This is a genomic window from Pseudoalteromonas sp. Cn5-37, from assembly GCF_021532495.1.
Lineage (GTDB): Bacteria > Pseudomonadota > Gammaproteobacteria > Enterobacterales > Alteromonadaceae > Pseudoalteromonas > Pseudoalteromonas simplex.
In genome coordinates this window covers 26,689-50,629 of record NZ_JAKGBA010000004.1, presented here as the reverse complement: position 1 = coordinate 50,629, position 23,941 = coordinate 26,689, and the positions used below count along the sequence as shown (strand labels likewise).

Below are 23,941 nucleotides of genomic sequence, written 5' to 3'. Positions count from 1 at the left end.
ACCCTAACACCCTAGCGATACCTTTAAATTAAAAGAAAATTAAACATTTTGCCACTTTAATTAACATAATGGCATTCATGACTTTCGATTTGTAAAACACTTTTGTTTACTTTAAAGCGTGAAAGCAATAGCTGTTCTACTTTAAGTCGACACGCCTCATCATGCTTTTCCACAGTACAATGCTGCTTTAACACCACATGTGCTCCCACAACAATATCTTTGTCTTGGCGCATTACCGTTACATTATGCACATTTTGAACGTGTTCTATTGATGCAATACTTTGCTCAATAGCTGTTACATCAGGAAGCTTACTACGGTTTTCCAGTAACCCTTTAATACAGCGAATAATCACTTTAACCCCAGTGAACAATACAAAGATCGCTATGAGCATACTCGAAATAATATCGATTTCTGCCCACCCGGTTAAGTAGATTAAAATTCCAGCAAAGAAAGTAGAAACTGTCGAAATTAAGTCAAAGAACGAATGGAGAAATACCGCATATACATTAATGCTTGCCTTACGCCCTTTATACAAAACCCATGCAGCTGCGCCATGAAACAAAAATCCAATAGCAGATATAACTGACATCAAATAGCTATTGATTTGTAGTTCATGTCCATCACTGTGATGGAAATAACGCTCTCCACCTTCATAAAGAATAACTAAGCTAATGCTTAAGTATAAAACACCATTGATCAAGCCACCGGTCAGTTCAGCTCGTTGGTAACCATCGTTAAAGTTTTTTGCAAAGTAAATCGCCATGCTTGAAGCAATAAGTGCAATAAATAAAGAACTGTTATGAACAAACAAATGCCCAGCATCAGCAAGTACAGCAAGCGAATTAGAATAATAGGCACCAATGATCTGAATAACCATAAACGAGCACGTTATGGCTAAAGCAATTAACAAGCGGCGTCTAGAAGCTTGGTGTGTTGTAATATCTGTCATGAAGAAGTGGAAAACCTATTCGCTGGAGATGGAAATGATATAAAGTCGCAATTGTAATACGTGACGCGGCTAAACGCACTAAAAAGTTATGAAAGGCGGCCAAAAACCTAGCCTCGACCGCCTTTTGTAAGGTAATGCTATTGTTTCACTCTTATAAAGGGGCTAATCATTCCAGTAAAGAAAATCCCGCCTAATAGCCACCATAATGTATAGTCAGACTCTGTCTGTTTACCTTGTTCAACCTGTTCGAGTTTTTGGCCACTCACTTGCTGGCTAGCAGAACTTACACTGTTGGCAAGTTCTGGTGCCGCTTGCCCAGGAACTAAAGGTGCGAGGCCAAAGCCAGCATTTTGCTCTTTTACGAACTCAGTAAATGTTTCATTGTCTGTAACAACATCATGTTGATTAGCAATTTCAGTGTAGGTTTCAAGCATTTTCTTCAGTGTCTCGGCATCAGCTTGCCAATAACCTTTGCGAACTGCTTCTAACATTCGCTCAATGATTTGTGCTAATGCTTCAGCGTTATGTTGCTCAAAGAATTCGCGCATTTGCATATCGTATTTATCATCAACATACACTGCAAAGAATTCTTGCCATTGATCATCTCTTACCGCGTCGGGGGTCATAACTTCCCAGCCCCACATGTTGTTCATACGGTCTAAAATAGCGGTAGCCCCAGCATAACCTGAGTCTTGCATCGCTTTGATCCAACGAGGGTGGAAATAACGACTGCGCATCTCGTTACTGATAAACTGATCTAAAGTTTGAATTTTCTCCTGCCCCTTACGGCGTAAATTAGAGACATACATTTGTGGTGTTTTACCATCAATATTACGAACCGCTAGGCCAATGCCACCAAAGTATTGGAACGGATCATCATTTGTCATGAGTGCATAAAGGTTACTTGAACGAGAAAACACCACCCCATCTGTGCCCGACAACACCTTTTTGTATAGCCCTATTTCTGATAAATTTTCGCTCCAGCGAGCCTCATCTTTACCAAAACCAAAGCCCATTCGATCTAAATACAAATTAGCCAGCTTACTGTCATTTTCCCAGCTATCAGAGTCAAGCGCTCCCCCCGCAAGCCCTGTACCGTATGCACCACTTTCATTAGAGAAAATACGCACAGAAGATAAGTAATCTGCATCTTCTTCACTTTTACCTTCGTCTAATAATGTTTGCTTGAGGGTCATTGAGTGACGATAAACAAAGTTATTGTCTTCTTTCATCTTTGCCACTTTATCTATTGCCTCGGCAATCCAAAGCATGACATTAGGAAATGCATCACGGTACAAGCCTGTCACAGAAACCACTACATCAATACGTGGCCTGCCAAGCTCTGAGTATGGGATCACTTCAGTGCCAACAATGTTGCCCTGATTATTCCACTTCGGCTTTATCCCCATTGCATGGAGAATTTGTGCTTCTAACGCACCTTGATGACGCATTGTTTCAAGTGACCAAAGTGAAAAAGCAAGCTTCTGTGGGTAGCGGCCATGTTCTGCTTGATACTGCTGTACAGTTTGTTCAAGCATCTTAACCCCCGCCTGATAAGCTTCTTTCGAAGGTACTTTCGCTGGGTTAAAGCCTATTAAGTTTCGACCTGTTGGTACAGCCGCCGGATTACGAATAGGATCATTACCGTGGCTTACTGGTATATACTGACCATTTAAACCATTTAGCAAACCGGTGATTTCTTCACTTTTGTGAAAGTTTTGCCAGTACTCTTTTGCTGTCGCGATATCACTTTGTAACGACTCAGGGATGGCTAAGTTACTATTTTCGCCCAGCACTCGCGCTAGTAACTGAAATCCTTCTAATGCCTCTAACTTTACAACCTTACGTTCGTCTTCACGTTCAGACTCGCCAATAGCAATACCAATTTCTCGCTCAAATTCACCTGCTTGTTTAGTGAAATCATCACCAAGCATTTGCAAAATAGTACTGTAAAGATGGGCATTGATTGGTAGCTCACCAAAAATATGAACTCCCAGCGGCTGGCTCATCTGTGCCAGTGTGTTCAAGTGATCTTGTAAGACGGTAATCTTGTCAGCAAATTGAGCAGCTAAAGTAGCTTCATCAAGATCAAGGTCTTTTAACATATTCAATTGCTTAGCAAGCTTAATTATTTCTTGCTGCGTATTTGATTTTGTTTGCCCTTCATCCAACATTAAATAGTTGGTGATCAGTTCGTTTAATTTTGCCACTTCAGTGTATAGCCCTGCTTTTGCAAAGCCAGGGGTTAAGTGACTGATCATGGTGGCACGACCACGACGCTTTGCCTGCATCGCTTCACCGACATTATCAATAATGTACGGATAGAAAACAGGAATATTGCCTATCGCTAAGTTTGGCGCATCATAAACCGATAAGCCACGCTCTTTACCACTTAGCCACTCTTGTGAACCATGAGTACCTAAATGCACCACCGCATCAGCATTAAAAACATCACGTGCGTATAGATAAATAGCTAAGTAACTATGATTGATAACCGATTTAGTATTGTGATACTGGGCAGCATGCTGCTTTGCCGTTTCACCACGCACACCTTGAGGAAGTACAATCATGTTACCCAGTTCCATGCGCGGAATGACAAACATCATTTCGCCATTGTGCATACGCAACATAGCGCTTTCACTTGGTTGACCATATTTATCAATAATTGGCTGAGTGACATCCTGAGGTAGGCTATCAAACCAAGTTTGATAGATACTTAGCGGTAAATAATCTGCGAGTCCGAGTTTTACCAAAGCCTCAGCATCTTCACCACGATAATAAGGGCGAAGCAATTTACCCGCTTGCTCAACTAACGTAGCTGTATCCGTTTGCTTTACTTGGTAACCCTTCTCGTTCATCGCTTTTGCGATGTTAGCAATCGAACTTGGTACATCTAAAAATGCAGCGCCAATATTCTTTTCACCCGGCGGGTAGTTCCATATAAAAGTGGCGACTTTTTTATCTGTGTTTTTAATGTGCGCTAAATTGGCATGATTAAATGCCCGTTCAACCAACGCATTAAGTTGTGCTTGCATTGCCACCTTACTGCCCTTTTCATTGGCAGCAATAATAATTGGGTCGGTACTACCCGTATCTTCTGGCATTACAAGAAAGAACGGAGTGAGTGCTGGTGATACACCCGCATGATCTTCTTTAAAAGCCTGTTCATCGCCTTCGGTATAGTTAAGTGCATGAATAACAGGCACACCAATTTGCATAAACTCTGCGCGGCGTTTCTCAACATAGTGTAATGAACGATAGTTAATGATTAAATCTACCCGTGAGCCAGTTTCATCACTCAGTAACTCTGGGTAGGTTAATGCTTCGTCATTGCCTTCAAAGAAAAACGCCAATGCTTTCGCACCTTTGTTCTGAAGACCAGTAATTAATGCATCAACTATTTGTTGCTGTTCATAATCAATGACTGAACGATGAATCGCTATCGCTATAACTGGTTGAGAAGACTTAGCATCTAACCAATTAAAAAACTGCGTTTCATCAGCACTAACATGGCCGTCAAACTCAGGATGATATAAACCAACGTTTGGAATGACTTTAACTGGCTCTGCTGGCACATCTGAGAGTTTAAAAATGGCATTTGCAATATAAAGCATCATATTACGGTAATTATCGCGCCCGGCATTATTGTAATAACCGCCAAGGTGAGTATGTTGCTGCTCAGATAAACCGCTATTCATTGCTAAGTTATCCATATCACCGAGTGAGATCACTGGCACATTGGGGTATTCTGTTAAATATGGCTGATACTTAGCAAACATATATTTTGAAAGCGCAGGATTGATACCATCCAACAAAATCAACTCGGCATTTTGCCAAGCTTGTTTAATCTCTTCGTCAGTTTTGCCTTTAGTACTAAAATTAGTAAAGGTGAACGGTTGATCTTCAGCAAGGCTTGTTAGCAATGCCCCTTTCGATTTAGCCACATGACCCGACATCATTATAAGTACTTCAGGCTTTTGTGCTGCATGTGAAGTCAGTGCGCTGAATAAAAGCAGCGCAAACGTTATTATTCTTATCATTGTGTATTCTCTTGTTTGCCCGCTGCTGAGCCATCACTTTCGGGGACATATACAAAGCTACCGTCAGCCATTTTATAAGCCACACCAGCGCGCATGCCCTCGCCAGAACCGATTTCACCGTTAGATTTATATTGTTTAATTTCTTTGCCTTCTTTAACAATTACTTCCATATTTGGCTCACCGGCATTTTTAACAACAGTCACGTTTTCTGCAGTAAAAGGGCTGAGTGGGTTTTGTGCAATTGCAATAAGAAGTGCAGCAATAATCACCAGAAATACATCAACCAGATTAACGGCACTGACAATTGGGTTTAACTCTTCATCTTCGTCTAAAAAGCGCATGTTATTGCCCTCTTAATTTACGAATATTGATAAGTTCTTGAGCGCACCAACGTTTTTTAACCGAAGCTGGCCAAAACGTTAGAGTCGAAATAACCAAGCCCCAAATAACCGCTGCAAAGGCAATGATTAAATTTTCGCTGATCCCCTGAATGTTGCCATCGGCAAGGGCTTTTAATGCAGGTCCCATTGGGATCATCGTCGCAATTAGACCAAGCATAGGTGCGATACGGGTAACAACTCTAAGTACTTCTAGTTGTTTTAACGCAAACACTTCAAGCTCATCCTCAGATGCAGTTGGATTCGCTACATAGTAATTATGGACATAAAAGCCTCTGTAATTCGTGGCCGTTTTAGTATCGATATCTCGCTGATACGCAAGCTGATTTCTTCTTCTGATTAGATATTCAGATACAAACCTCCCTGCTGCGAAAAACGCATAAACAAAGAGTACTGCAATCACTAAAATCACAGGTGCCATTAGAAGAGCTGACACATCAGCCATAAGTTGTTCGATTATTTGGATATTCACATTATTGCCCCAGTAAATTTGACGGGCTCAAATGTACGTGAAAACACACATCATTACAATAATGCAAATAGGAACAATTTGCATTTATATTGATCTTTGTAAAAATAGGCGTATTATTCTGGCAAAAATTAAACAGTTCTCTGTACACAAATAATATAAAGCTCCTAAGGAAACCAATAATGCGCCTAGCTAAAACACATTCTTTACGCATTTTAATCGCTGCGACTCTTGCAGCTTCTGCAACACCTACCATTGCTGATGAATCAATCAAAGCTGACGATTTAGAAGTAATTGTTGTTAGTGGTTCGCGTACTGAAAAACCATTAAAAGATGTTGCTGCGAGTATTTCTGTAATAACAAGTGACGATATTGAAAAACAAGTTGTTACTGATATGAGTCAATTATTCTTATATGACCCAAGTATTCAGGTAACTGGCCGTGTTGGCGGTGCACAAAACATTCAAGTACGAGGTATGGGTTCTGACCGTATTTTGATGATTAAAGACGGCATGCGAATGAACGAAGGCTACGGTGCAAACGGCTTGAACGATATTGTGGGTCGTGGCTTTATTGATACCGATACTCTAAAGCAAGTTGAAGTTGCAAAGGGTGCTGCATCTTCGCTTTATGGCTCAGATGCACTGGGCGGTATCGTGGTGTTTACAACTAAAGATGCAAGCGACTACTTACAAGACGGTGAGCAGTTTGGCGGCCGTGTGAAATTAGGTTACAGCGACTTAGATGATCAAACCAGTTTAGGTGCAACACTGTATGCTCAGCATGGTAACTTTGATCACCTATTAAGTGTAACCGCTCGTGATGGCGAGGAAGAGCAAAATAAACACCAAAGCAATGCGCCATTCGAAATTGACTCACAAAGCCTTCTTTACAAACTTAAATACAACATAAACGATAAAGATTACATTAACTTCTCTGCTGATCTGTGGCGCCAAGATGTCAATGGCGACAGTGCTGATGGCCTACTTACCTATTTCCGTGGCTTAGCAGAATATGGCTACAATATTGCCACCGAAAACACGCAAACAGAAAAAGATAGCGACTCATATCGCTTTAGTTACAACAATAATTCAGCCAATCGCTTATGGGATAGCGCTCAGTTTAACCTTTACTACACTAATAACCGCCAAGACGACCAAGAATATGCGTTATTAGACATCAATGCGCCAATGTTTGGTACCGTTGAAATGCGTGACATGTGGAAAACAGGCACCTACGAGCAAACAACCTATGGCCTGATCTCCCATGCTAGTAAAGCCTTAAACAAACAACACACTCTTGGTTATGGTATTGATGTTGAAACAACCGAAAGCTTACGCACTGTGCATGAATATCGTGAAGTTGAAGGCGAAACAACCAAAGACGATACCACCAATAAGTTCCCTAAAAATGATACTCTTCGTGCTGGTTTATTCATCAATGACGAAATCTCATTACTAAACGACAAACTGGTTGTAACGCCAGGTGTTCGTTTTGATTATTACAGTATGGATCCAAACGGCGCTTTAAAAACAGATGGTGAAGAATACGCTAAAATTGATGAAAGCAACCTCTCATTTAATTTAGGTGGCTTATATTATATCAATGATATGTTGAGCGCTTATGCGCAATACGGGCAAGGCTTTAAAGTACCTGCTTATGACCTAGCTTACATTGAGCACTATAACCAACCTACCGCTGAATACATTTATGAAGTATTACCTGCGGATGATTTAGATCCAGAGAAAAGCGATACTTTCGAGCTTGGTTTACGTGGCCACATAGGCGATTTTATTGTTACAGCAGCGGTATTTCACAACAAGTTTGATGACTTTTTAGCAACCGAATTAATAGATCGTGAAACTGTATTTAATGACGACGGCTCATTTGGATATATCCACGATAAATATCAGTATCAGAACATTGACTCAGTAACCATCAAAGGCGCAGAGTTTTCAACAACTTACTATGCAACAGATGCTATTTCTGTGTTTTTGAATGCAAGTTATCAAGACGGTAAAAATGACGAAACCGATGAATACATCAGCTCAATCAACCCTCTATCAGGTAACTTGGGTGTTAGCTTCCAAGGTGACACATTGGGTAGTGATTTAATCGTTAACTTTGCTAAAAAAATGACCAAAGTGAACGAAGGCAATTACGAAACACCAGGCTATGGTACGGTTGATTGGTTAGCACGAGCAAGCTTTGGTCAAGCTAATCTAAACTTAGCTATTCGCAACTTGTTCGACAAAACTTATTATCAGCATGGCAGCCTTGCGAACCACTCTGCATCAGATAGCTTAGAAGGGCTCGAAAGTTCTGGTCGTAGTATTTCTGCAAGCATTAGTTATAGCTTCTAATTAGTTTTTAAAACCTTGTCGAGTGCAGCAATGCACTCGACTTATGGCATTAATTTTTTTGCCTGTACACTTTTGGCGACATGCCATACCAGCGATGAAATGCATGATGAAATGCGCTAATTTCAGAGTAGCCACATAAAAAGGCTATTTCTGTGACTGATAAGTCTGTTTCGTTTAACAATGACACACTTTTTTGCTGTCTTAATCTTGCCAATTCTTTACTAAAATTTGTGCCCTCTTTTGCAAGACGCCGTTGCAACGTTTTTTCACTCATATTAAGTGCTTTTGCCATTGCTTTATTGGTGGTTTGGCCTTGAATTAAATGCTCTTCAAGTAAAATTCTCAGCACCTGCGTCACATTCGTTTGCGTCACCAGTTTCATCTGGCTTGATAACACAGGTTCACTATCGGTATTTTCGCTAAAAAATAGGCTATGGGTCGTAGCGCCGTATTCAATTTTGCAATTAAAGTGCGCATTAATCTCACTATGAGGCTCTTTACGTTGCAAGCAAATTCGCGTTGGGTGCCAATCTTTTCCCTTCACAGTGCGCGCTATTTTCACACAAAACGCCATGGGTGCCTCGTAGCTTAGCAGTGACATATCCCGCTCACCATCACTAAAGTTAAAGCGAAGTTCATACTCACTACCGTGATCGATTAGAGACACATTATGTGTATCGCCCATCAATTTTTGATAACGCAATATCAACCGAAAAGCACTCAATAGCTGTGTTGACTGAATAATAGCCATACCTACTACCGGAATAGCCCGTACATTCATGTTACTGCCAACATAAAGACCTAAATGCGTGTTTGGTAACATCGCTTGCGCCTGCTTCCAAAGCTTACTGACACTCGCTTGCGGGTATCGGGCTGTTTGGCTACTTAATTCTGCTAAAGGAATATTTGCCGCTGCAAACAACTCATTAATTGGTAAGCCCTGCCATTTAAACGACTCAGCCATAGCACGAAGCCACCAGCTTGATAAGGTTCTCATGCGCGTCCTAAACAAACAATTTAATGACCTATACTATCAAGTAAATAAAAGAATAAAAGCCTATTGTTAACCTGTAATTAACAACGGAGACAACAATATGGGCACTGTAGCAAGTAAACGCGAGTTCGCGAGCTTTAAAGAGTTTTACCCTTACTACTTACAAGAACATAAAAATAAAGTCTGTCGACGCTTACACTTCTTTGGCAGTTGGGTTGTTTTGGCTATTTTGTTTACCGCTATTTATCAGCAGCAATATAGCTGGTTAATTTTATGCCCTGTTGTGGGCTATGGCTTTGCTTGGGTTGGTCATTTCTTTTTTGAGAAAAATCGCCCCGCTACTTTTACACACCCTTTTTATAGCTTTATTGGTGATTGGGTGATGTTTAAAGACATTATTATTCGCAAAGTACCATTTTAGGAAAACACCATGACCATGAAACACACAGTATCAGAACAAGAATGGCAAGCCCGTGTTGAGCTCGCTGCCGCGTATCGCCTAGTGGCTTTATATGGCTGGGATGATTTAATTTTTACCCATATTTCAATGCGCGTTCCCGGCACAGACAACGAGTTTTTGATAAACCCGTATGGCATGATGTTTCACGAAATTACCGCATCAAGTCTTATCAAAGTAGATCAACAATGTAATAAGCTGCATGACAGCGAATACCCAGTTAATCCTGCGGGGTTTAATATTCATAGCTGTATTCATATGGCGCGAGATGATGCCCATTGCGTTATTCACACCCACTCACTCAATGGCACGGCAGTGTCTGCCAACAAAGACGGCTTATTGCCTATCTCTCAGCAAGCTGTTGTTGTGCTCTCAGGTCTGGGTTATCACGACTACGAAGGCATTGCTCTTAATCCTGCAGAACAAGACCGTTTAGTGAATGACCTAGGTTCTAATAACTTTTTAATGCTACGTAATCATGGCCTATTAACTGTGGGTAAAACGGTCGCTGATGCATTTTTGTTTATGTATGTTTTTGAAGCTGCATGTGCTGTACAAACTCGTACTTCACAAAATACCGAGCACCTCGTACAAGTACCTAGCGCGATTATTGATGGTATCAAAGGGCAAACTGAGGTTGCTACAAAGGGATTGGGTGGCGCAATTGCTTGGCCTGCCCTGCTGCGCTTACTCGACAATAAAAGCCCGGGTTACGATCAATAAGGATACACCATGCAAATTGATATCATGACTAAAATAGTGCTGCCTTTAGCACTATTTATCATCATGTTTGGCATGGGGTTAGGGCTTAAAAAGCAAGACTTCGGGGCATTATTTATTAGCCCCAAAGCACTTTCAATAGGCTTAAGCTGCCAACTACTGTTATTGCCAAGCGTTGCGTTTTTAATAGCAATGAGTTTTACCCTAACCCCTGAGCTCGCTATAGGCCTGATCTTAGTGGCTTGCTGCCCGGGTGGTGTGACTTCAAATCTCTATACCTATTTATTCAAAGGGGATGTTGCGCTGTCAATAAGTCTAACAACGCTAGCAACATTTATCTCACCGTTTACCTTGCCACTAATTATGCATTTTGCCATGCAAACAATGAGTGTGCCGGGCCACGAATTCGCTTTGCCAGTGATTAAAACCATAGTGCAAATGCTAATGATAACGGTACTTCCTGTTTGCTTAGGAATGGTATTTAATCACTTTAAACCCCATTTGAGCTTGAAAATAGAACCCTTTATTCGTCGTTTTTCGAGTGTATTCTTAATTGTGATAGTACTTAGCATTATTCATAAAAATGCTGACCAAATGCTGAGCTTTTTTGCGACCAGTGGCATTGCAACGCTGACATTAAACCTCAGCACGCTGTTACTTGGGCTGTTTTTTGCAAAAATATCGGGCTTAGATCACAAGCAACAAATGAGCATTGCGGTTGAAGTTGGGCTACAAAATGGCACCCTTGCCATTTTAATTGCAAGTACCTTAATCAATAATGCCGCGATGGCCATTCCTGGTGCAACATATAGCTTATCTATGTTCGTAACGGGCTATATTTTTTGTCGCTTATTTAGCGCGCATCATACAAAGCACCTTGCCATTCTCAACAAAGCTTAAAAGCCAAAAGTGATGACTAAAAACAAGGATGTTTTTAGCATGAAGAGCACATCCTCCAAAAGTAATAACAAAGTTCATCAACCATCTTAACTAATAACTTTCTATTTATTTTTCAAAACTATACCTAAATTATTAGTTGTGAGATTAACACTGTGGTCAGTCTTGTTTAATAGCATTTTTTCATTCACTATCAATTTATGGCTTGTCATATAAGGACATATTGTGGCCGAACTTACTAACACTAAATTGCCTGTCCATATTGCTGAATTAAAGTTTGCACTTGATAACGTACCTGCATACGTTTATATAAAAAACGAACTATCCCATTATGTATATGCTAATAAACTTACACTCAGTCTACTGGCGTGCACAGAACAGGAACTTCAATTCAAAAGCGATAAAGATTTCTTTGCGCTTAATGATGTTAAGAAACTAGCTAAAATCGATTCGCGTGTGATCAAAGGAGAGCGCACCCGAGAAGAAGTGGAGTTAAATTTCCCTGATGGAAACAAATATATTTTTTGGGAAGTAAAAACTCCAATTTTTTGTGACACAGAGCCAAATAAGGTTATTGGGATTTTAGGTATTTCGACAGATATTACTGAACGAAAACAACTTGAAAAACAGCTCCTCTATGATGCATCTACAGATCCTTTAACAAAACTCTTAAACCGCCGATATTTTTATTCTCGCCTATCACTTGCGTTACAAGTTAGTAAACAAGACCTAAACTATGGTGCTGTCATCTTTATCGATCTTAACAAGTTTAAAGAGTTAAACGACCAATATGGTCATCTCATTGGAGATGCATACCTTATAGAAGTTGCTAACAGGATGAAAGCGGTCGTTCGCGACAAAGACTGTTTAGCGAGCATCGGCGGGGATGAATTCGTAATCATGCTTGAAAGGCTTGGCCGTGATGAACAAGCCGCCAAAAAAAACGCTCATCGTGTTGCCGATAAACTACAATCAGCAATTGAAACCCAATTTATATACCAAAATGTCAATTACTTCGGCTCTGCGAGTGTTGGGGTTACTATGTTTTTTGGAACTCAAAAATCGGCCAATGAAATTGTCGCACAAGCTGACCAAAAAATGTACCTTATAAAACGAACTTTGCCTCACCATGCTAATTGTTAGTTTTTAGGACAAAAATTTAATGAGCGAATTAAAAACACAACCCAATGATGCCAATGTAGATACATTTATTAGCCGTATTGAACATCCAACCAGAAAGGCAGATGCAAACGTATTACTCGAACTATTTAGTAAAGTAACCAAACAAACTCCCGTCATGTGGGGCGACTCAATCATCGGTTTTGGTAACTACAGTTATCGCAACTCAAAAGGTGAATACAACTGGTTGATGACTGGCTTTTCGCCGCGAAAAAGTAATTTAACCCTATATGTAATGCAAGGGTTTAGCACTTTCAGTGATGAACTTTTAACGCTAGGCAAAATAAAGCACGCTAAATCTTGCCTTTACATTAATAAACTCAGCGATATAGATCTAAATGCGCTTGAACAATTTCTAATTAAAGTTGTGGCAGATATGCGAGCAAAGTACCAATGTAGTTAATGGCTATAAACTGCTTAAAATCTATCTATCTGATGTCTAGTTTTCTGAATGTAGTGACATATGCTGTTACTATTACTCGCTAATTTAGCCTTATAAATCATTGGCGCAGGTTGCTTTGTGGTGGTAATCTGAGCTGTGAAAAATAATTTTAATTGTATCTAAGGAAAGTACATGGATCCCATTTCTAGCATTTTAGACCTGTTGTTAAATGTAGAAGTCTTTCTTCTAATTTTTGTTTTAGTGCTACTAAAAAGCAGCGTTAAATTTGTGCCACAAAACCGTGCTTGGTTAATCGAGCGTTTTGGTAAGTACCATTCAACTAAAGAAGCGGGCTTAAACTTTATTGTGCCATTTATTGACCGTATAGCCGCTGATCGCAGTTTAAAAGAACAAGCGCAAGATGTACCTTCGCAGTCTGCGATCACGAAAGATAATATCTCGCTCATCGTCGATGGTGTGCTGTATTTCCGTGTGCTTGACCCGTATAAAGCCACGTATGGTGTTGATGACTATGTGTTTGCGGTTACTCAACTATCACAAACAACAATGCGCTCTGAGCTTGGCAAAATGGAGCTAGATAAAACCTTTGAAGAGCGCGACATGTTAAACACCAACATAGTTACCGCGATTAACCAAGCTTCTGAGCCTTGGGGTATTCAGGTTTTACGTTACGAGATTAAAGATATTGTGCCACCTAACTCTGTCATGGAAGCGATGGAAGCACAAATGAAAGCAGAACGTGTAAAACGTGCACAAATTTTAGAATCAGAAGGTGATCGTCAGTCTGCTATCAATGTGGCAGAAGGTAAAAAGCAAGCCCAAGTCCTTGCAGCAGAAGCTGAAAAAGCCGAGCAAATTTTACGCGCTGAAGGTGAAGCAAAAGCGATTATCGCCGTTGCTGAAGCACAAGCAGATGCACTACGTAAAGTAGGTGAAGCCGCCGATACAGAGCAAGGCCAAAAAGCAATTCAACTTGACCTTGCTACTAAAGCTATTGCTGCTAAAGAGGCCATTGCCCGTGAGTCATCTGTAGTATTACTGCCAGAGAGTGGCACAGATGCAAGCTCGCTTGTAGCTCAAGGCATGTCTATTATTAACTCTTTGAATAAAAAGCAACAAAGTTAGGTGAGCTAATGGCATTTTTAGATACCCATTTAGCCGAAGCACTGATGATTATAGGTGTTATCGCGCTCATTGTTGAAGTTGCTGTACTAGGTATGAGTACTTATGTATTACTGTTTTTAGGCTTATCTTTATTTGCCAGTGGCTTACTAATGAATATAGGCCTACTTGATACAAGTTACACCACCGCGCTTTGGAGCAATATTGTATTTACTCTTGGTTTTGCACTCGTGCTTTGGAAACCACTCAAACGCATGCAAGATAAAACCGATACAAAACCAATACATAGCGATTTTGCTGAGCTCACCTTTGTCGTTAACGCTGATGTTGATGATAAAGGTTTAACCACGCATCAGTATTCGGGGATTACATGGCAATTAAAAAGTCACTTTCCCATTGCGGCGGGTAGCACAGTAAAAGTCACCGATAAACAAGTCGGTGTACTTTGGGTAGAGGCGGTGTAACTCTGCTTAGGCCAAACTTCACTTAGAGTCAAAACTCTATTTCGTTTTGTAACCGTGTTTGCTATGGTTAGAAGCATTCACGGTTACAAGCAAGGTTGCGAAAATGAACAATAACAGGGCTCTCGTTGTAGAAGGTGGCGCAATGCGTGGTATTTTTGCCACTGGCGTACTGGATTCTTTTATTCAAGCTAATTACCAACCTTTTACTCAATGCTATGGTGTTTCTGCCGGAGCCACTAACATTGCCGCTTATTTGTGCGCACAATACAAACGTAACCATGCGGTGATCACCGATTACTCTTGCAGACCTGAGTTCATCGACTTTGTTCGTTTTATTAAAGGTGGCCACCTATTTGATTTAGACTGGCTGTGGCAAGAAACCATGCGTGATATTCGCCTTGATCTCGACACTTTCGAAAAACAAGCCAGTGAGTTTTATATTGTCACAACCAATATAAAAACTGGTCAGGCTGAGTATTTAAAAGCAAGTACAACACTTCTTGAAGAGCAATTAAAAGCCTCATGCGCACTACCCATTGCTTATCGAGAATTTCCCGTTATCGATAATTTACAACTCAGTGATGGCGGCGTGGCAGATTCGATTCCAATTCGTAAAGCATACGAAATGGGCAATAAAGAAATCACCGTGATTTTATCTCAGCCTCTTGGCTATAAGAAAAAGCCTTCAAAAGCGCCGTGGTTTGTTAAACGTCTTTATAAGAACACCCCGGCATTAGCAGAAGCCACCTTAAGACGTGCAGAAAATTACAATCAAAGTATTGATTTTATTGCCAACCCACCAAGCGATTGTAAAATTAATATTATTGCACCACCACCCGACTTTGCTGTTGGTCGAACAACGAAATCATTTGAAAAACTCAGTGCAGGCTATGAGATGGGCTTAAATGCGGGCTCGCAATTTTTAACTCAAGGCGCCTAAGCTAACACTTTAAAAATAGGCGCTGTTTTCAAGCGTTTTCGGTGCCATTGGCTATACTTTAAAGAGTTACGTTAGCCAAGGATTGACCATGAAACTCTTCCTACCTTTTATCACTGCCTTCAGGGTATTAATACTCTCTTCTTTATGTTTATGTTCATTTTTTAGCAAAGCTATTGAGTGGCCTCAACAAGTAAAAACAAACCAAGGCACACTCATTGTTTACCAGCCACAACCCGAGAAACTAAACGGTAATACTTTAACAGCCCGTGCAGCAATGTCTTTTTCGCTTTCAGGCAATGATGCTGTGTTCGGCGTGTTTTGGTTTAGAGCTAAATTAGATACTGACCGCGAAAACGATACCGTCACCGTTCGCAATATGACAGTCACCGATGTACGCTGGCCTGAATCAAAAGATGCAGGCGAACAAAAATTTACTGCTGTCGTTAATGAAGCAATAAAAGCCAGCCAATTCGAAACCTCGCTTTCGCAACTCACCGCCAGCCTTGAAAGTGCAGAAGCAGCAGAGCAGAGTTTAACGCAATTAAAAACCGACCCTCCAACGATTATATTCAAAGAGCAACTGTCGGTACTGCTGAGTTTTGATGGTGAACCTAAGTTTAGTAAAGTTGAAAACAGCCAATATGAGCGTGCTTTAAATACCGCCATGACAGTGATTAAAGATAGCAAAAGTAAACTTTGTTATCTCACCGATGGGCAATTTTGGTATCAGGCAAAACAAGCCAAAGGACCTTATGAATTCACTCAAACGCCACCTACCGAACTTGTAAAAATGCTCCCTAAAGATACTGAAAGTTCAGGTCTTAGTGCACCACCAGCCATTGTTGTAGCCACTAAACCCACCGAACTTATTGCAACTGATGGCGCAGCTAAATGGAAAAGCCTAACCGGTGGCGAGCTCATGTATGTGTTTAACACTGAAACCCCTTGGCTACGTGAAATGCAAACGAATAACATGTATGTCTTGTTATCTGGGCGTTGGTACCGGGCAAAACAACAAACAGGCCCGTGGACATTTGTACGCGGCGACGAACTACCCGAAAGCTTTGCCAATATTCCACCTGAATCAGATTTAGCTGGTCTAAGAGTTTCAGTTGCCGGCACAGAAGAAGCTGACGAAGCTGTACTAGATGCAAAAGTGCCGCAAACAGCGGCTATCAGCCGTAAAGATACCAGTTTAACTGTGTACTATGATGGCAAACCTAAGTTTGAACGTATCCCGGGCACGCAAGTTTCTTATGCTATTAATACCGATGCACAAGTGCTGCAAATTAAAGGCAAATATTATGCAGTCGATAATGCGGTGTGGTTTAAAGCAGATTCCGCACAAGGGCCTTGGCTTGTTGCTGATAGCATTCCAAAAGACGACATAGCAAAAATTCCTCCAAGCTCCCCAGTTTACAACGTCACTTACGTCGAGATATACGAGTCAACTCCTGAGGTGGTGTATGTTGGTTATTACCCAGGTTACATGTGGTCATACCCTTATTATGGCGTGCCAGTGTATGGAACGGGTTGGTATTACCCGCCATACTGGGGCGGTGGCTACTACTACCCTCGCCCACCGACTTGGGGTTTTAATATTGGCTATAACAACTGGACAGGTTGGTCGTTTGGCTTGAGCTGGAGCAATGGCTTTTTGAATCTAGGTATGAATTGGCATGTCGGCTGGCCAACAAATTACCGACCTTATCATTGCTGTAATGGCTGGTATGGGGGTGGTTACCGCGGCCCAGTTTTTATTAACAATGGCAACATCAATATTGGTAACAAGATTAATGTCGGCCATAAACCTGGTCATCTTAATAAACAGCCAAGACATAACATTTATAAACGCGATAAAAGTAAATCTCGTTTAGCTTCAAAGCAGCAAGTGAAACGCGATTTAAAAACCGCCATCAGCCAACGCGATAAGGCAAACAACGTGTTTGCGGATAAAAATGGAAACGTGCTCAAGCATGATGCCGATAAATGGCAACAGCGTGTTGAGGGAAAATGGCAAACATTACCTTCTGATAAACAGCAACAAATCAAAGATCGGGCACAAAACATTGACCGCCAGCAAGTGCAAAATAAATTGCAAAGCATAGATAAAAGTAAAGCGAAACAAACATTACAGCAGCGTCAGCATATGCAAAACAGGCAGCAAAATCGTATACAGCAATTAAATCGCGCGAACAGAGCACGTCAGCAAGGTATGCAGCGTCAACAAATGCGCCGCAATACACAAAGACAGATACCAAGGCAAATGCCTAATCGCGGCCATTAATGTAAAAATAGGAACAAAACAAAGCCAACGTGAAAATTGGCTTTGTTGCCTACAATATAAAGGCTGCATATGGTGACTTTACTAACTAAATGAGGTCTATCAAAAGAAAAACCCATCAAACAATTGCAAAAACTTGCTTAAAACCATTTCTCTATTAGTTTTAATAATAAGTCCCTACAAAAGTTTGCTCGCTCATGTTAAATAACTACACTGTTCGTACGAGATTAGCTGTCTTAGCTTTGTTACCAGTTGCTGTTTTTGTGATCACATCTATTTTCACGATGTCGATGATGTCTAATATGGTCAAAGGAATTGATAGTTTGTATAGAGACAGAGTACTTCCGTTAGAGCAAATAAAAACAGTATCGGACAATTACGCTGTTAACATTGTTGATTTATTTCATAAATACCGCGCTGATCAAATCTCCAAAGCTGACTTTCTAGCCGCAGTTGAAAACGCAAAGAATGTTGCTGACAATAAATGGAAAAGCTATTTAGCAACAAAACTCACTTCCGAAGAACAACGCTTAGTTAATATTGTTGAAAAGAATCTCTCTGTAGTCGAAAGTGAACTTAGCAGGTTTTTAAACCAAGTTAACAGTAACCAGCTAAAAGCGATCCCTAATGAGGTGTTTGTAAAAAATCTTTACGATGTGTTTGACCCACTCAGTGAAAGTTATCAAGGGCTAATAAACTTACAAATCAATGAAGCCAACAAATTTAAAAACGCCGCAGATAAAGACTTTTCCCAAGTCACTATCGCAATGACAGCTTCGATAACTATTTTAATTATTATCTTGTTGTTTATTGCCTTTGTTATTTATCGTTCTATTCACAACCCTCTGTTATCGCTAAGCGAAACAATAGGTTCAATCTCTGAAAACGCTGATTTGCGGCTCCGCGCAAAAACCCATGGTAATGATGAGATAGCTCAGGCAGCAAACCACTTTAACGCTATGATGGAGCGCATTCATGCTCTTGTTAATGATGTAACCAGCGCAACACTTACTCTCTCATCTGCCGCTGAGCAAATGAACTCAATTAGCGACCAAGTTGCCAGCACTGCCACTGAACAAGAACAACAATCGGCAATGATTGCTACTGCTATTACGCAAATGAGCAGTGCTATTGAACAAGTTGCAGCTAATGCGCTTGCGACTTCAGAAAAAGCCACCCACACAGATAAGACAGCGAAGCTTGGCCAACAGTCTGTACAAGAAAATATCGATGCAATTAACCACTTGTCGCATATAGTTAATACCAATACTCAACTTATCAATGAGTTAAATACACAATCAACAGATATCAATCAAGTGGTAATGATGATTCAAGGGGTTGCTGAACAAACCAATTTACTTGCGTTAAATGCGGCCATTGAAGCAGCACGCGCAGGTGAGTCGGGTCGCGGTTTCGCTGTGGTGGCTGATGAAGTAAGGCAGCTTGCGCACAACACGCAAAAAGCCACAGCGAGTATTAACGAAATGATCAGTAAACTACAAGCAATGGCGCAGCAAGCAGTGACCGCCATGGGCAATGCCGACGAAAGTGCTAAACAAAGTGTTGAATACGCAGAACGCTCATCACAATTACTGACTGAAATCACTCAAGAAATGGCACTTATTGCCGATATGAACAACGAAGTTTCTACCGCAACAGATGAGCAAACAATCGTTGCCAACGAACTTAGTTGTAATATAAATGAATTTAGCAGTAGTATTTCACTAGTTAGCGAAAGCTCGCAGCAAAACGCTCAAGCAAGTCAAGAATTAGCTTCATTAGCGTCGCGATTACAGCAACAGGTCCATGTATTCAAAGTATGATGGGCAACTGATTACTTTGCACACAGAGAACCTAATAAATGACTACAATTTGGCGCCTGTTATTATTATTTTTAGCTTTGCATTGTTCTTACGCAATCGCGCAAAGTCAAATTGTAATCCAACTTGCTAAACCTATTTATACTGATGCAGTCAAACAGCAATACATTCATAAAATACTTACGAAAAGCTTTGCCGCGGTAAATGCTGATATTATCATCCGATATGATTCGCAACCAATGAATGATAAACGAATAGTAGAGCAACTTAGCCACAACAAAGCTATAACTCTCGCCTGGCTGTCTTTACCTTCTCAGTTAAGTAATACCTTAGTAAAAACAACTATTCCTATTTATAAAGGCTTACACGGTAAGCGGCTACTAATTATTCATAAAAAAGAGCAACTAAAATTTAAAGCTATCAAAAACTTGGAACAATTAAGACCGCTACTTGCTGTGCAACAACAAAGCTGGTCAGATTATGATGTGCTAAAAGCAAATGGTTTATCTGTAAATGGAGAGCTTGATTACGCAGGAATGGTCAAAGCACTTGAAAGTGGTCTAGCAGATTACTTTCCTCGTTCTGCATTAGCAATAGGTGTAGAACTTCAGCGACTACAACAAACAAACTTTGTCATTGCGCCAGACATTATGTTGCAATACCCCAATGACTATTACTTTTACTTAAGTAAAGAAAATCAAAATATTAGGGATTTGCTAGAACAAGGCATGCAAAAGATACAGCAATCGGGTGAACTTGAGCAGCTTTATTTACAACACTTTGGTGATGTTGAAAAGCAATTTTCTTTAAGTCAACGCCACATCATAAACTTAAAAAATAGGGAATAATAATGCTAAAAGCACTGTTAATTTTCATCATAGCATTGGCTATTTTTGCTGCGGGCTTTATGGCTGGGATATACAGTTTGCCAATTTTAACTGAGCAACCAGCCCCTGAAATCAAGACTCTTGAACAACATCAAACGAGAGCTCTGTTTAGTGCAGAGTTTAAACCTGATCTTAAAGGCTCAGATCGCCTTCATTATGGTGATGGTATGGTTTATCTAACGAATGATGCTATTTCTATGCAAGGCACGTTATCACCAGGGCCTGACTATCAACTTTATCTATCGCGAAACTTTATTGATAACGAAGCCGATTTTTTAGCACAAAAAGGCACCATGCAGCGTGTTGCAGGGGTGCGTTCGTTCAACGGCTTTAAATTAGTTGTGCCACAAGGTATTGATGTCAGCGATTACAATACTGTGATTATTTGGTGTGAAAGTTTTGAGGAATTTATAACTGCAGCACAGTATCAGTAGCTCGATGAATAAAAACAAAGCCGCCTTTGGAGAGGGCGGCTTTAAAGCGGCAGCTATGGGTGTGAGCTGCCTAATCAAGAGTCGCTAATTAAGCTGCATCTTCGGTGTTTTGAATCTCATCGCTGTGGCGAATTAAGTAATCAAATGCACCTAAACTTGCCGTTGCACCACTGCCCATGGCAATAATGATTTGCTTAAACGGCGTTGTTGTTGCATCACCTGCCGCGTAAACACCCGGTAATGATGTTGCACCTTTGCTGTCTATTTCGATTTCGCCAAAGCGAGTCAGTGCTAGTTCTGAATCTTTTAACCATTCAGTGTTTGGCACCAAGCCGATTTGCACAAAGATACCTGCAAGCTCAAGTGATTTTTCATCGCCAGAGATGCGGTCAATATAGCTTAAGCCTGTTACTCGTTTACCATCACCAACAACTTCTGTTGTTTGCGCGTTTTTGATAATCGTAATGTTGTTTAAGCTATTTGCTTTGCGAATAAGTACTTCGTCAGCACGTAAGGTATCAGCAAATTCGAGCACAGTGACATGCTCAACAATGTTTGCAAGGTCGATTGCCGCTTCAATACCTGAGTTACCACCACCGATAACCGCAACCGCTTTACCTTTAAATAACGGGCCATCGCAGTGAGGGCAGTAAGCAACGCCATGACCGCGATACTCTTTTTCACCGGGTACATTCATTTCACGCCAGCGTGCACCAGTTGCTAATACCACTGACTTAGCATTTAACACCGCGCCATTTTCTAGCGTGATTTGGTAATTACCTTGTTTAGTAAGCGATGCCGCACGTTGGTTTTGCATCACATCTACGTCGTATTCTTTTACGTGTTCTTCAAGTTGAGCAACTAATTTAGGACCTTCGGTCGCTTTTACTGAGATAAAGTTTTCAATTGCTAACGTGTCTGAAACCTGACCACCAAAACGCTCTGCCACAACACCGGTATTTAAGCCTTTACGCGCCGAATAAATTGCCGCAGAAGCCCCTGCCGGACCACCACCAACAACAAGTACATCGAATAACTCTTTATCGTTCAGTGCTTCGGCTTGGCGTGCAGCCGCTTTGGTATCTACTTTATTTAGAATGTCGGTCAGGTTAACAGCGCCTTGGCTGAATAACTCTCCATTTAAGTACACAGCCGGTACTGCTAACACATTACGCTCGTTCACTTCGTCTTGGAACAAGGCGCCATCAATCATAGTCGCCGTAATATTTTCATTGTGTGCCGCCATCAAGTTAAGTGCTTGCACTACTTGCGGACATGTTTGACAACTTAATGAAATATATACTTCAAAGTTGAGTGGCCCAGGCAATGATTTAATTTGTTCAATTTCAGTCTCTGATGCCTTGCTTGGATGACCACCAGTGTGAAGAAGTGCAAGGATCAAGCTTGTGAATTCGTGGCCCATAGGCACACCCGCAAATGTGATTTGCGTATTGTTAATAGGTGAAGACACCACCATAGACGGACGACGTACGTCTTGGTTAGGGTTATCTCGCACCGAGAATTTGTCGCTTAACGATGCTAAATCGTTCGCTAAGTTTTTAAATTCTGTTGATTTATTGCTGTCATCCAAGGCGATAAGCAGCTCAACAGGGCTGGTAATAGAAGCAAAGTGGCTTGTTAATTGGTTTTTGATATTCGTATCTAACATGGCTTAGCCCTTGAGTTCAGAATAAATAATCTAGAAAAATTTTAGGGATAACTGCCCATCACCCGCTAATGTGCTTAATATGAGTTGTGATGGGCAATTAAGGTTGCATTGAGATAGCAAAGCAAAGCTTTGCTATCGTTTAATGCTGTGACAAATTAGATTTTGCCAACTAGGTCTAGTGAAGGAGCAAGTGTCTCTTCACCTGGCTGCCATGATGCAGGACATACTTCACCGTCGTGGTTAGCAATGTACTGTGCAGCTTGTACTTTACGTACTAACTCTTTCGCGCTACGGCCGATACCTAAGTCGTGAGTTTCGATTACTTTGATTTCGCCTTCAGGGTTCATTACGAATGTACCGCGAAGAGCAAGACCTTCGTCTTCAATCATCACACCGAAGTTACGAGTAATACGACCTGTAGGGTCACCAATCATTGGGAATTTGATTTTACCAATTGTGTCAGACGTATCGTGCCATGCTTTGTGAGTGAAGTGCGTGTCAGTTGATACTGAGTAAACCTCAACACCCATTTCTTGAAGCTGCTCGTAGTAATCAGCAACATCACCAAGCTCTGTAGGACATACGAAAGTAAAGTCAGCTGGGTAGAAGAAGAAGATTGACCACTTACCTAGCACGTCTTTTTCTGTTAGTTCTACAAAGTCACCGTTGTGGTAAGCTGTTGCATTGAATGGTTGTAGTTTTGTGTTAATTAATGAAGTGCTCATAATATTCCTCATTGATGTATTTAAAAAGTTTAATTAACGCAGCCTTGCGTCTGCTTGATTAATACAATAGAGGCCTGAGCGATTAAAATAAAATTGATTGTTTAGATTAAATTGATTTGTTTTTTGGATTGAAAGATTGGAAATAGCAAAAACTACAAAGCCCTCAATAACTTACGCAATCAAGGGCCTTCATTTCAGGGAATAAAATTACTTACTAAAACCGTATAAACTCTTTGGTTTTATGTAGTTAGGCTCAATTCCTTGCTCTTTTGCAGCTGCTAACATCACTTGTTCAATCCAACCTGCATCCATAATGTTCATATAGTTGCCATCTGGGTCAAAGTTAATATTGGCTCCCATTACTATCATAAAGGTATCGGTCACTTCAGTGTTGTCTGCTGGGACTTGAAATTGATGAATCGAACCGCCTGGTTCAAATAAATAGCTACCCGCTACTTGTAAATCGTCAGGGTACTCAGTGTAGTGCCAGCTGCCCGCCATGGTATATAAATGCACAACACCAGTGTGAAAGTGCTTTGGCAAAACTGTACCCGGTTCAAATAAAACGCGTAAAACCCATACCCCATTCTCAGAATCCAGCATGAGTGGATAAATGTGCACGCCTGGTAAAGCGTTTTTAATTAGCTTTTCATCATTGGTATGAATAGTGAGTAAAAAATCTTGATGATTAATAATATCTGGTAATGCCATGTGTGTGCCCTCTTT

Annotated in this window: 21 protein-coding genes; 13 read left to right on the top strand and 8 right to left on the bottom strand. The window is 40.8% G+C overall.

The window, feature by feature from the left end; translation table 11 throughout:
- Positions 1 to 56: 56 nt before the first annotated feature.
- The 4 genes from L1266_RS08060 to L1266_RS08045 all read right to left on the bottom strand — a co-directional run bounded on the left by L1266_RS08060 (position 57) and on the right by L1266_RS08045 (position 5,860).
- On the bottom strand, positions 57 to 950 hold the full coding sequence (locus L1266_RS08060; protein WP_235377257.1) for a cation diffusion facilitator family transporter: 894 nt from the start codon (positions 948 to 950) through the stop codon (positions 57 to 59).
- A gap of 137 nt (positions 951 to 1,087) precedes the next feature.
- Positions 1,088 to 4,990, bottom strand: coding sequence for a cobaltochelatase subunit CobN (cobN, locus tag L1266_RS08055; RefSeq protein ID WP_235377256.1), 3,903 nt, complete (start codon positions 4,988 to 4,990; stop codon positions 1,088 to 1,090).
- The gene (locus L1266_RS08050; RefSeq protein ID WP_235377255.1) at positions 4,987 to 5,331 is read right to left on the bottom strand and encodes a DUF2149 domain-containing protein; all 345 of its coding nucleotides are present in this window, start codon (positions 5,329 to 5,331) and stop codon (positions 4,987 to 4,989) included. The genes cobN and L1266_RS08050 overlap by 4 nt, the downstream gene beginning before the upstream one ends.
- A gap of 1 nt (position 5,332) precedes the next feature.
- Positions 5,333 to 5,860 carry a MotA/TolQ/ExbB proton channel family protein gene (locus L1266_RS08045; protein WP_235377254.1) on the bottom strand — a complete coding sequence of 176 codons (528 nt, stop codon included), beginning with the start codon at positions 5,858 to 5,860 and terminating at the stop codon, positions 5,333 to 5,335.
- A 179-nt stretch (positions 5,861 to 6,039) separates the two neighbouring features.
- Here L1266_RS08045 and L1266_RS08040 point away from each other — a divergent pair, with 179 nt between their 5' ends.
- A complete protein-coding gene (locus L1266_RS08040) occupies positions 6,040 to 8,220 on the top strand; it encodes a TonB-dependent hemoglobin/transferrin/lactoferrin family receptor (RefSeq protein ID WP_235377253.1) in 2,181 nt (726 codons plus the stop codon).
- A gap of 49 nt (positions 8,221 to 8,269) precedes the next feature.
- Here L1266_RS08040 and L1266_RS08035 read toward each other — a convergent pair whose 3' ends face one another.
- On the bottom strand, positions 8,270 to 9,217 hold the full coding sequence (locus L1266_RS08035; RefSeq protein ID WP_235377252.1) for an AraC family transcriptional regulator: 948 nt from the start codon (positions 9,215 to 9,217) through the stop codon (positions 8,270 to 8,272).
- 97 nt (positions 9,218 to 9,314) lie between these two features.
- Between L1266_RS08035 and L1266_RS08030 the strand changes: the two genes are divergently transcribed.
- From L1266_RS08030 to L1266_RS07975, 12 genes are all read left to right on the top strand, one after another.
- Positions 9,315 to 9,635: a DUF962 domain-containing protein gene (locus tag L1266_RS08030; protein WP_054553946.1), complete on the top strand. Its 321-nt coding sequence runs from the start codon at positions 9,315 to 9,317 to the stop codon at positions 9,633 to 9,635.
- A 9-nt stretch (positions 9,636 to 9,644) separates the two neighbouring features.
- Complete coding sequence (locus L1266_RS08025) at positions 9,645 to 10,394, top strand: class II aldolase/adducin family protein (protein ID WP_235377251.1); 750 nt, start codon at positions 9,645 to 9,647, stop codon at positions 10,392 to 10,394.
- Between the two features lie 9 nt (positions 10,395 to 10,403).
- On the top strand, positions 10,404 to 11,291 hold the full coding sequence (locus tag L1266_RS08020) for a bile acid:sodium symporter family protein (protein ID WP_082389296.1): 888 nt from the start codon (positions 10,404 to 10,406) through the stop codon (positions 11,289 to 11,291).
- Positions 11,292 to 11,513: 222 nt separating this feature from the next.
- Positions 11,514 to 12,431, top strand: coding sequence for a sensor domain-containing protein (locus tag L1266_RS08015; RefSeq protein ID WP_235377250.1), 918 nt, complete (start codon positions 11,514 to 11,516; stop codon positions 12,429 to 12,431).
- Between the two features lie 19 nt (positions 12,432 to 12,450).
- Positions 12,451 to 12,870, top strand: coding sequence for a DUF1801 domain-containing protein (locus L1266_RS08010; RefSeq protein WP_138599410.1), 420 nt, complete (start codon positions 12,451 to 12,453; stop codon positions 12,868 to 12,870).
- A gap of 171 nt (positions 12,871 to 13,041) precedes the next feature.
- Entirely contained in the window at positions 13,042 to 13,995 is a 954-nt protein-coding gene (locus L1266_RS08005; RefSeq protein WP_130052753.1) for an SPFH domain-containing protein, read from the top strand.
- 8 nt (positions 13,996 to 14,003) lie between these two features.
- Positions 14,004 to 14,456, top strand: a complete 453-nt coding sequence (locus L1266_RS08000) for an NfeD family protein (protein WP_235373165.1) — start codon at positions 14,004 to 14,006, stop codon at positions 14,454 to 14,456.
- A 103-nt stretch (positions 14,457 to 14,559) separates the two neighbouring features.
- Positions 14,560 to 15,396, top strand: a complete 837-nt coding sequence (locus L1266_RS07995; protein ID WP_235377249.1) for a patatin-like phospholipase family protein — start codon at positions 14,560 to 14,562, stop codon at positions 15,394 to 15,396.
- 88 nt (positions 15,397 to 15,484) lie between these two features.
- Positions 15,485 to 17,683 (top strand): carbohydrate-binding family V/XII, encoded by a 2,199-nt coding sequence (locus L1266_RS07990; protein ID WP_235377248.1) that lies wholly within the window; start codon positions 15,485 to 15,487, stop codon positions 17,681 to 17,683.
- Positions 17,684 to 17,877: 194 nt separating this feature from the next.
- Positions 17,878 to 19,503 (top strand): methyl-accepting chemotaxis protein, encoded by a 1,626-nt coding sequence (locus L1266_RS07985; RefSeq protein ID WP_194441329.1) that lies wholly within the window; start codon positions 17,878 to 17,880, stop codon positions 19,501 to 19,503.
- Between the two features lie 38 nt (positions 19,504 to 19,541).
- On the top strand, positions 19,542 to 20,348 hold the full coding sequence (locus L1266_RS07980) for a substrate-binding periplasmic protein (RefSeq protein WP_138618339.1): 807 nt from the start codon (positions 19,542 to 19,544) through the stop codon (positions 20,346 to 20,348).
- A gap of 2 nt (positions 20,349 to 20,350) precedes the next feature.
- Positions 20,351 to 20,821 (top strand): DM13 domain-containing protein, encoded by a 471-nt coding sequence (locus tag L1266_RS07975; RefSeq protein WP_138599406.1) that lies wholly within the window; start codon positions 20,351 to 20,353, stop codon positions 20,819 to 20,821.
- 88 nt (positions 20,822 to 20,909) lie between these two features.
- Here L1266_RS07975 and ahpF read toward each other — a convergent pair whose 3' ends face one another.
- The 3 genes from ahpF to L1266_RS07960 form a co-directional block, all read right to left on the bottom strand.
- On the bottom strand, positions 20,910 to 22,490 hold the full coding sequence (gene ahpF, locus L1266_RS07970) for an alkyl hydroperoxide reductase subunit F (protein ID WP_235377247.1): 1,581 nt from the start codon (positions 22,488 to 22,490) through the stop codon (positions 20,910 to 20,912).
- A 155-nt stretch (positions 22,491 to 22,645) separates the two neighbouring features.
- A complete protein-coding gene (gene ahpC / locus L1266_RS07965; protein ID WP_054553958.1) occupies positions 22,646 to 23,215 on the bottom strand; it encodes an alkyl hydroperoxide reductase subunit C in 570 nt (189 codons plus the stop codon).
- Between the two features lie 207 nt (positions 23,216 to 23,422).
- On the bottom strand, positions 23,423 to 23,926 hold the full coding sequence (locus L1266_RS07960; protein WP_054553959.1) for a 2,4'-dihydroxyacetophenone dioxygenase family protein: 504 nt from the start codon (positions 23,924 to 23,926) through the stop codon (positions 23,423 to 23,425).
- Positions 23,927 to 23,941: the final 15 nt, after the last annotated feature.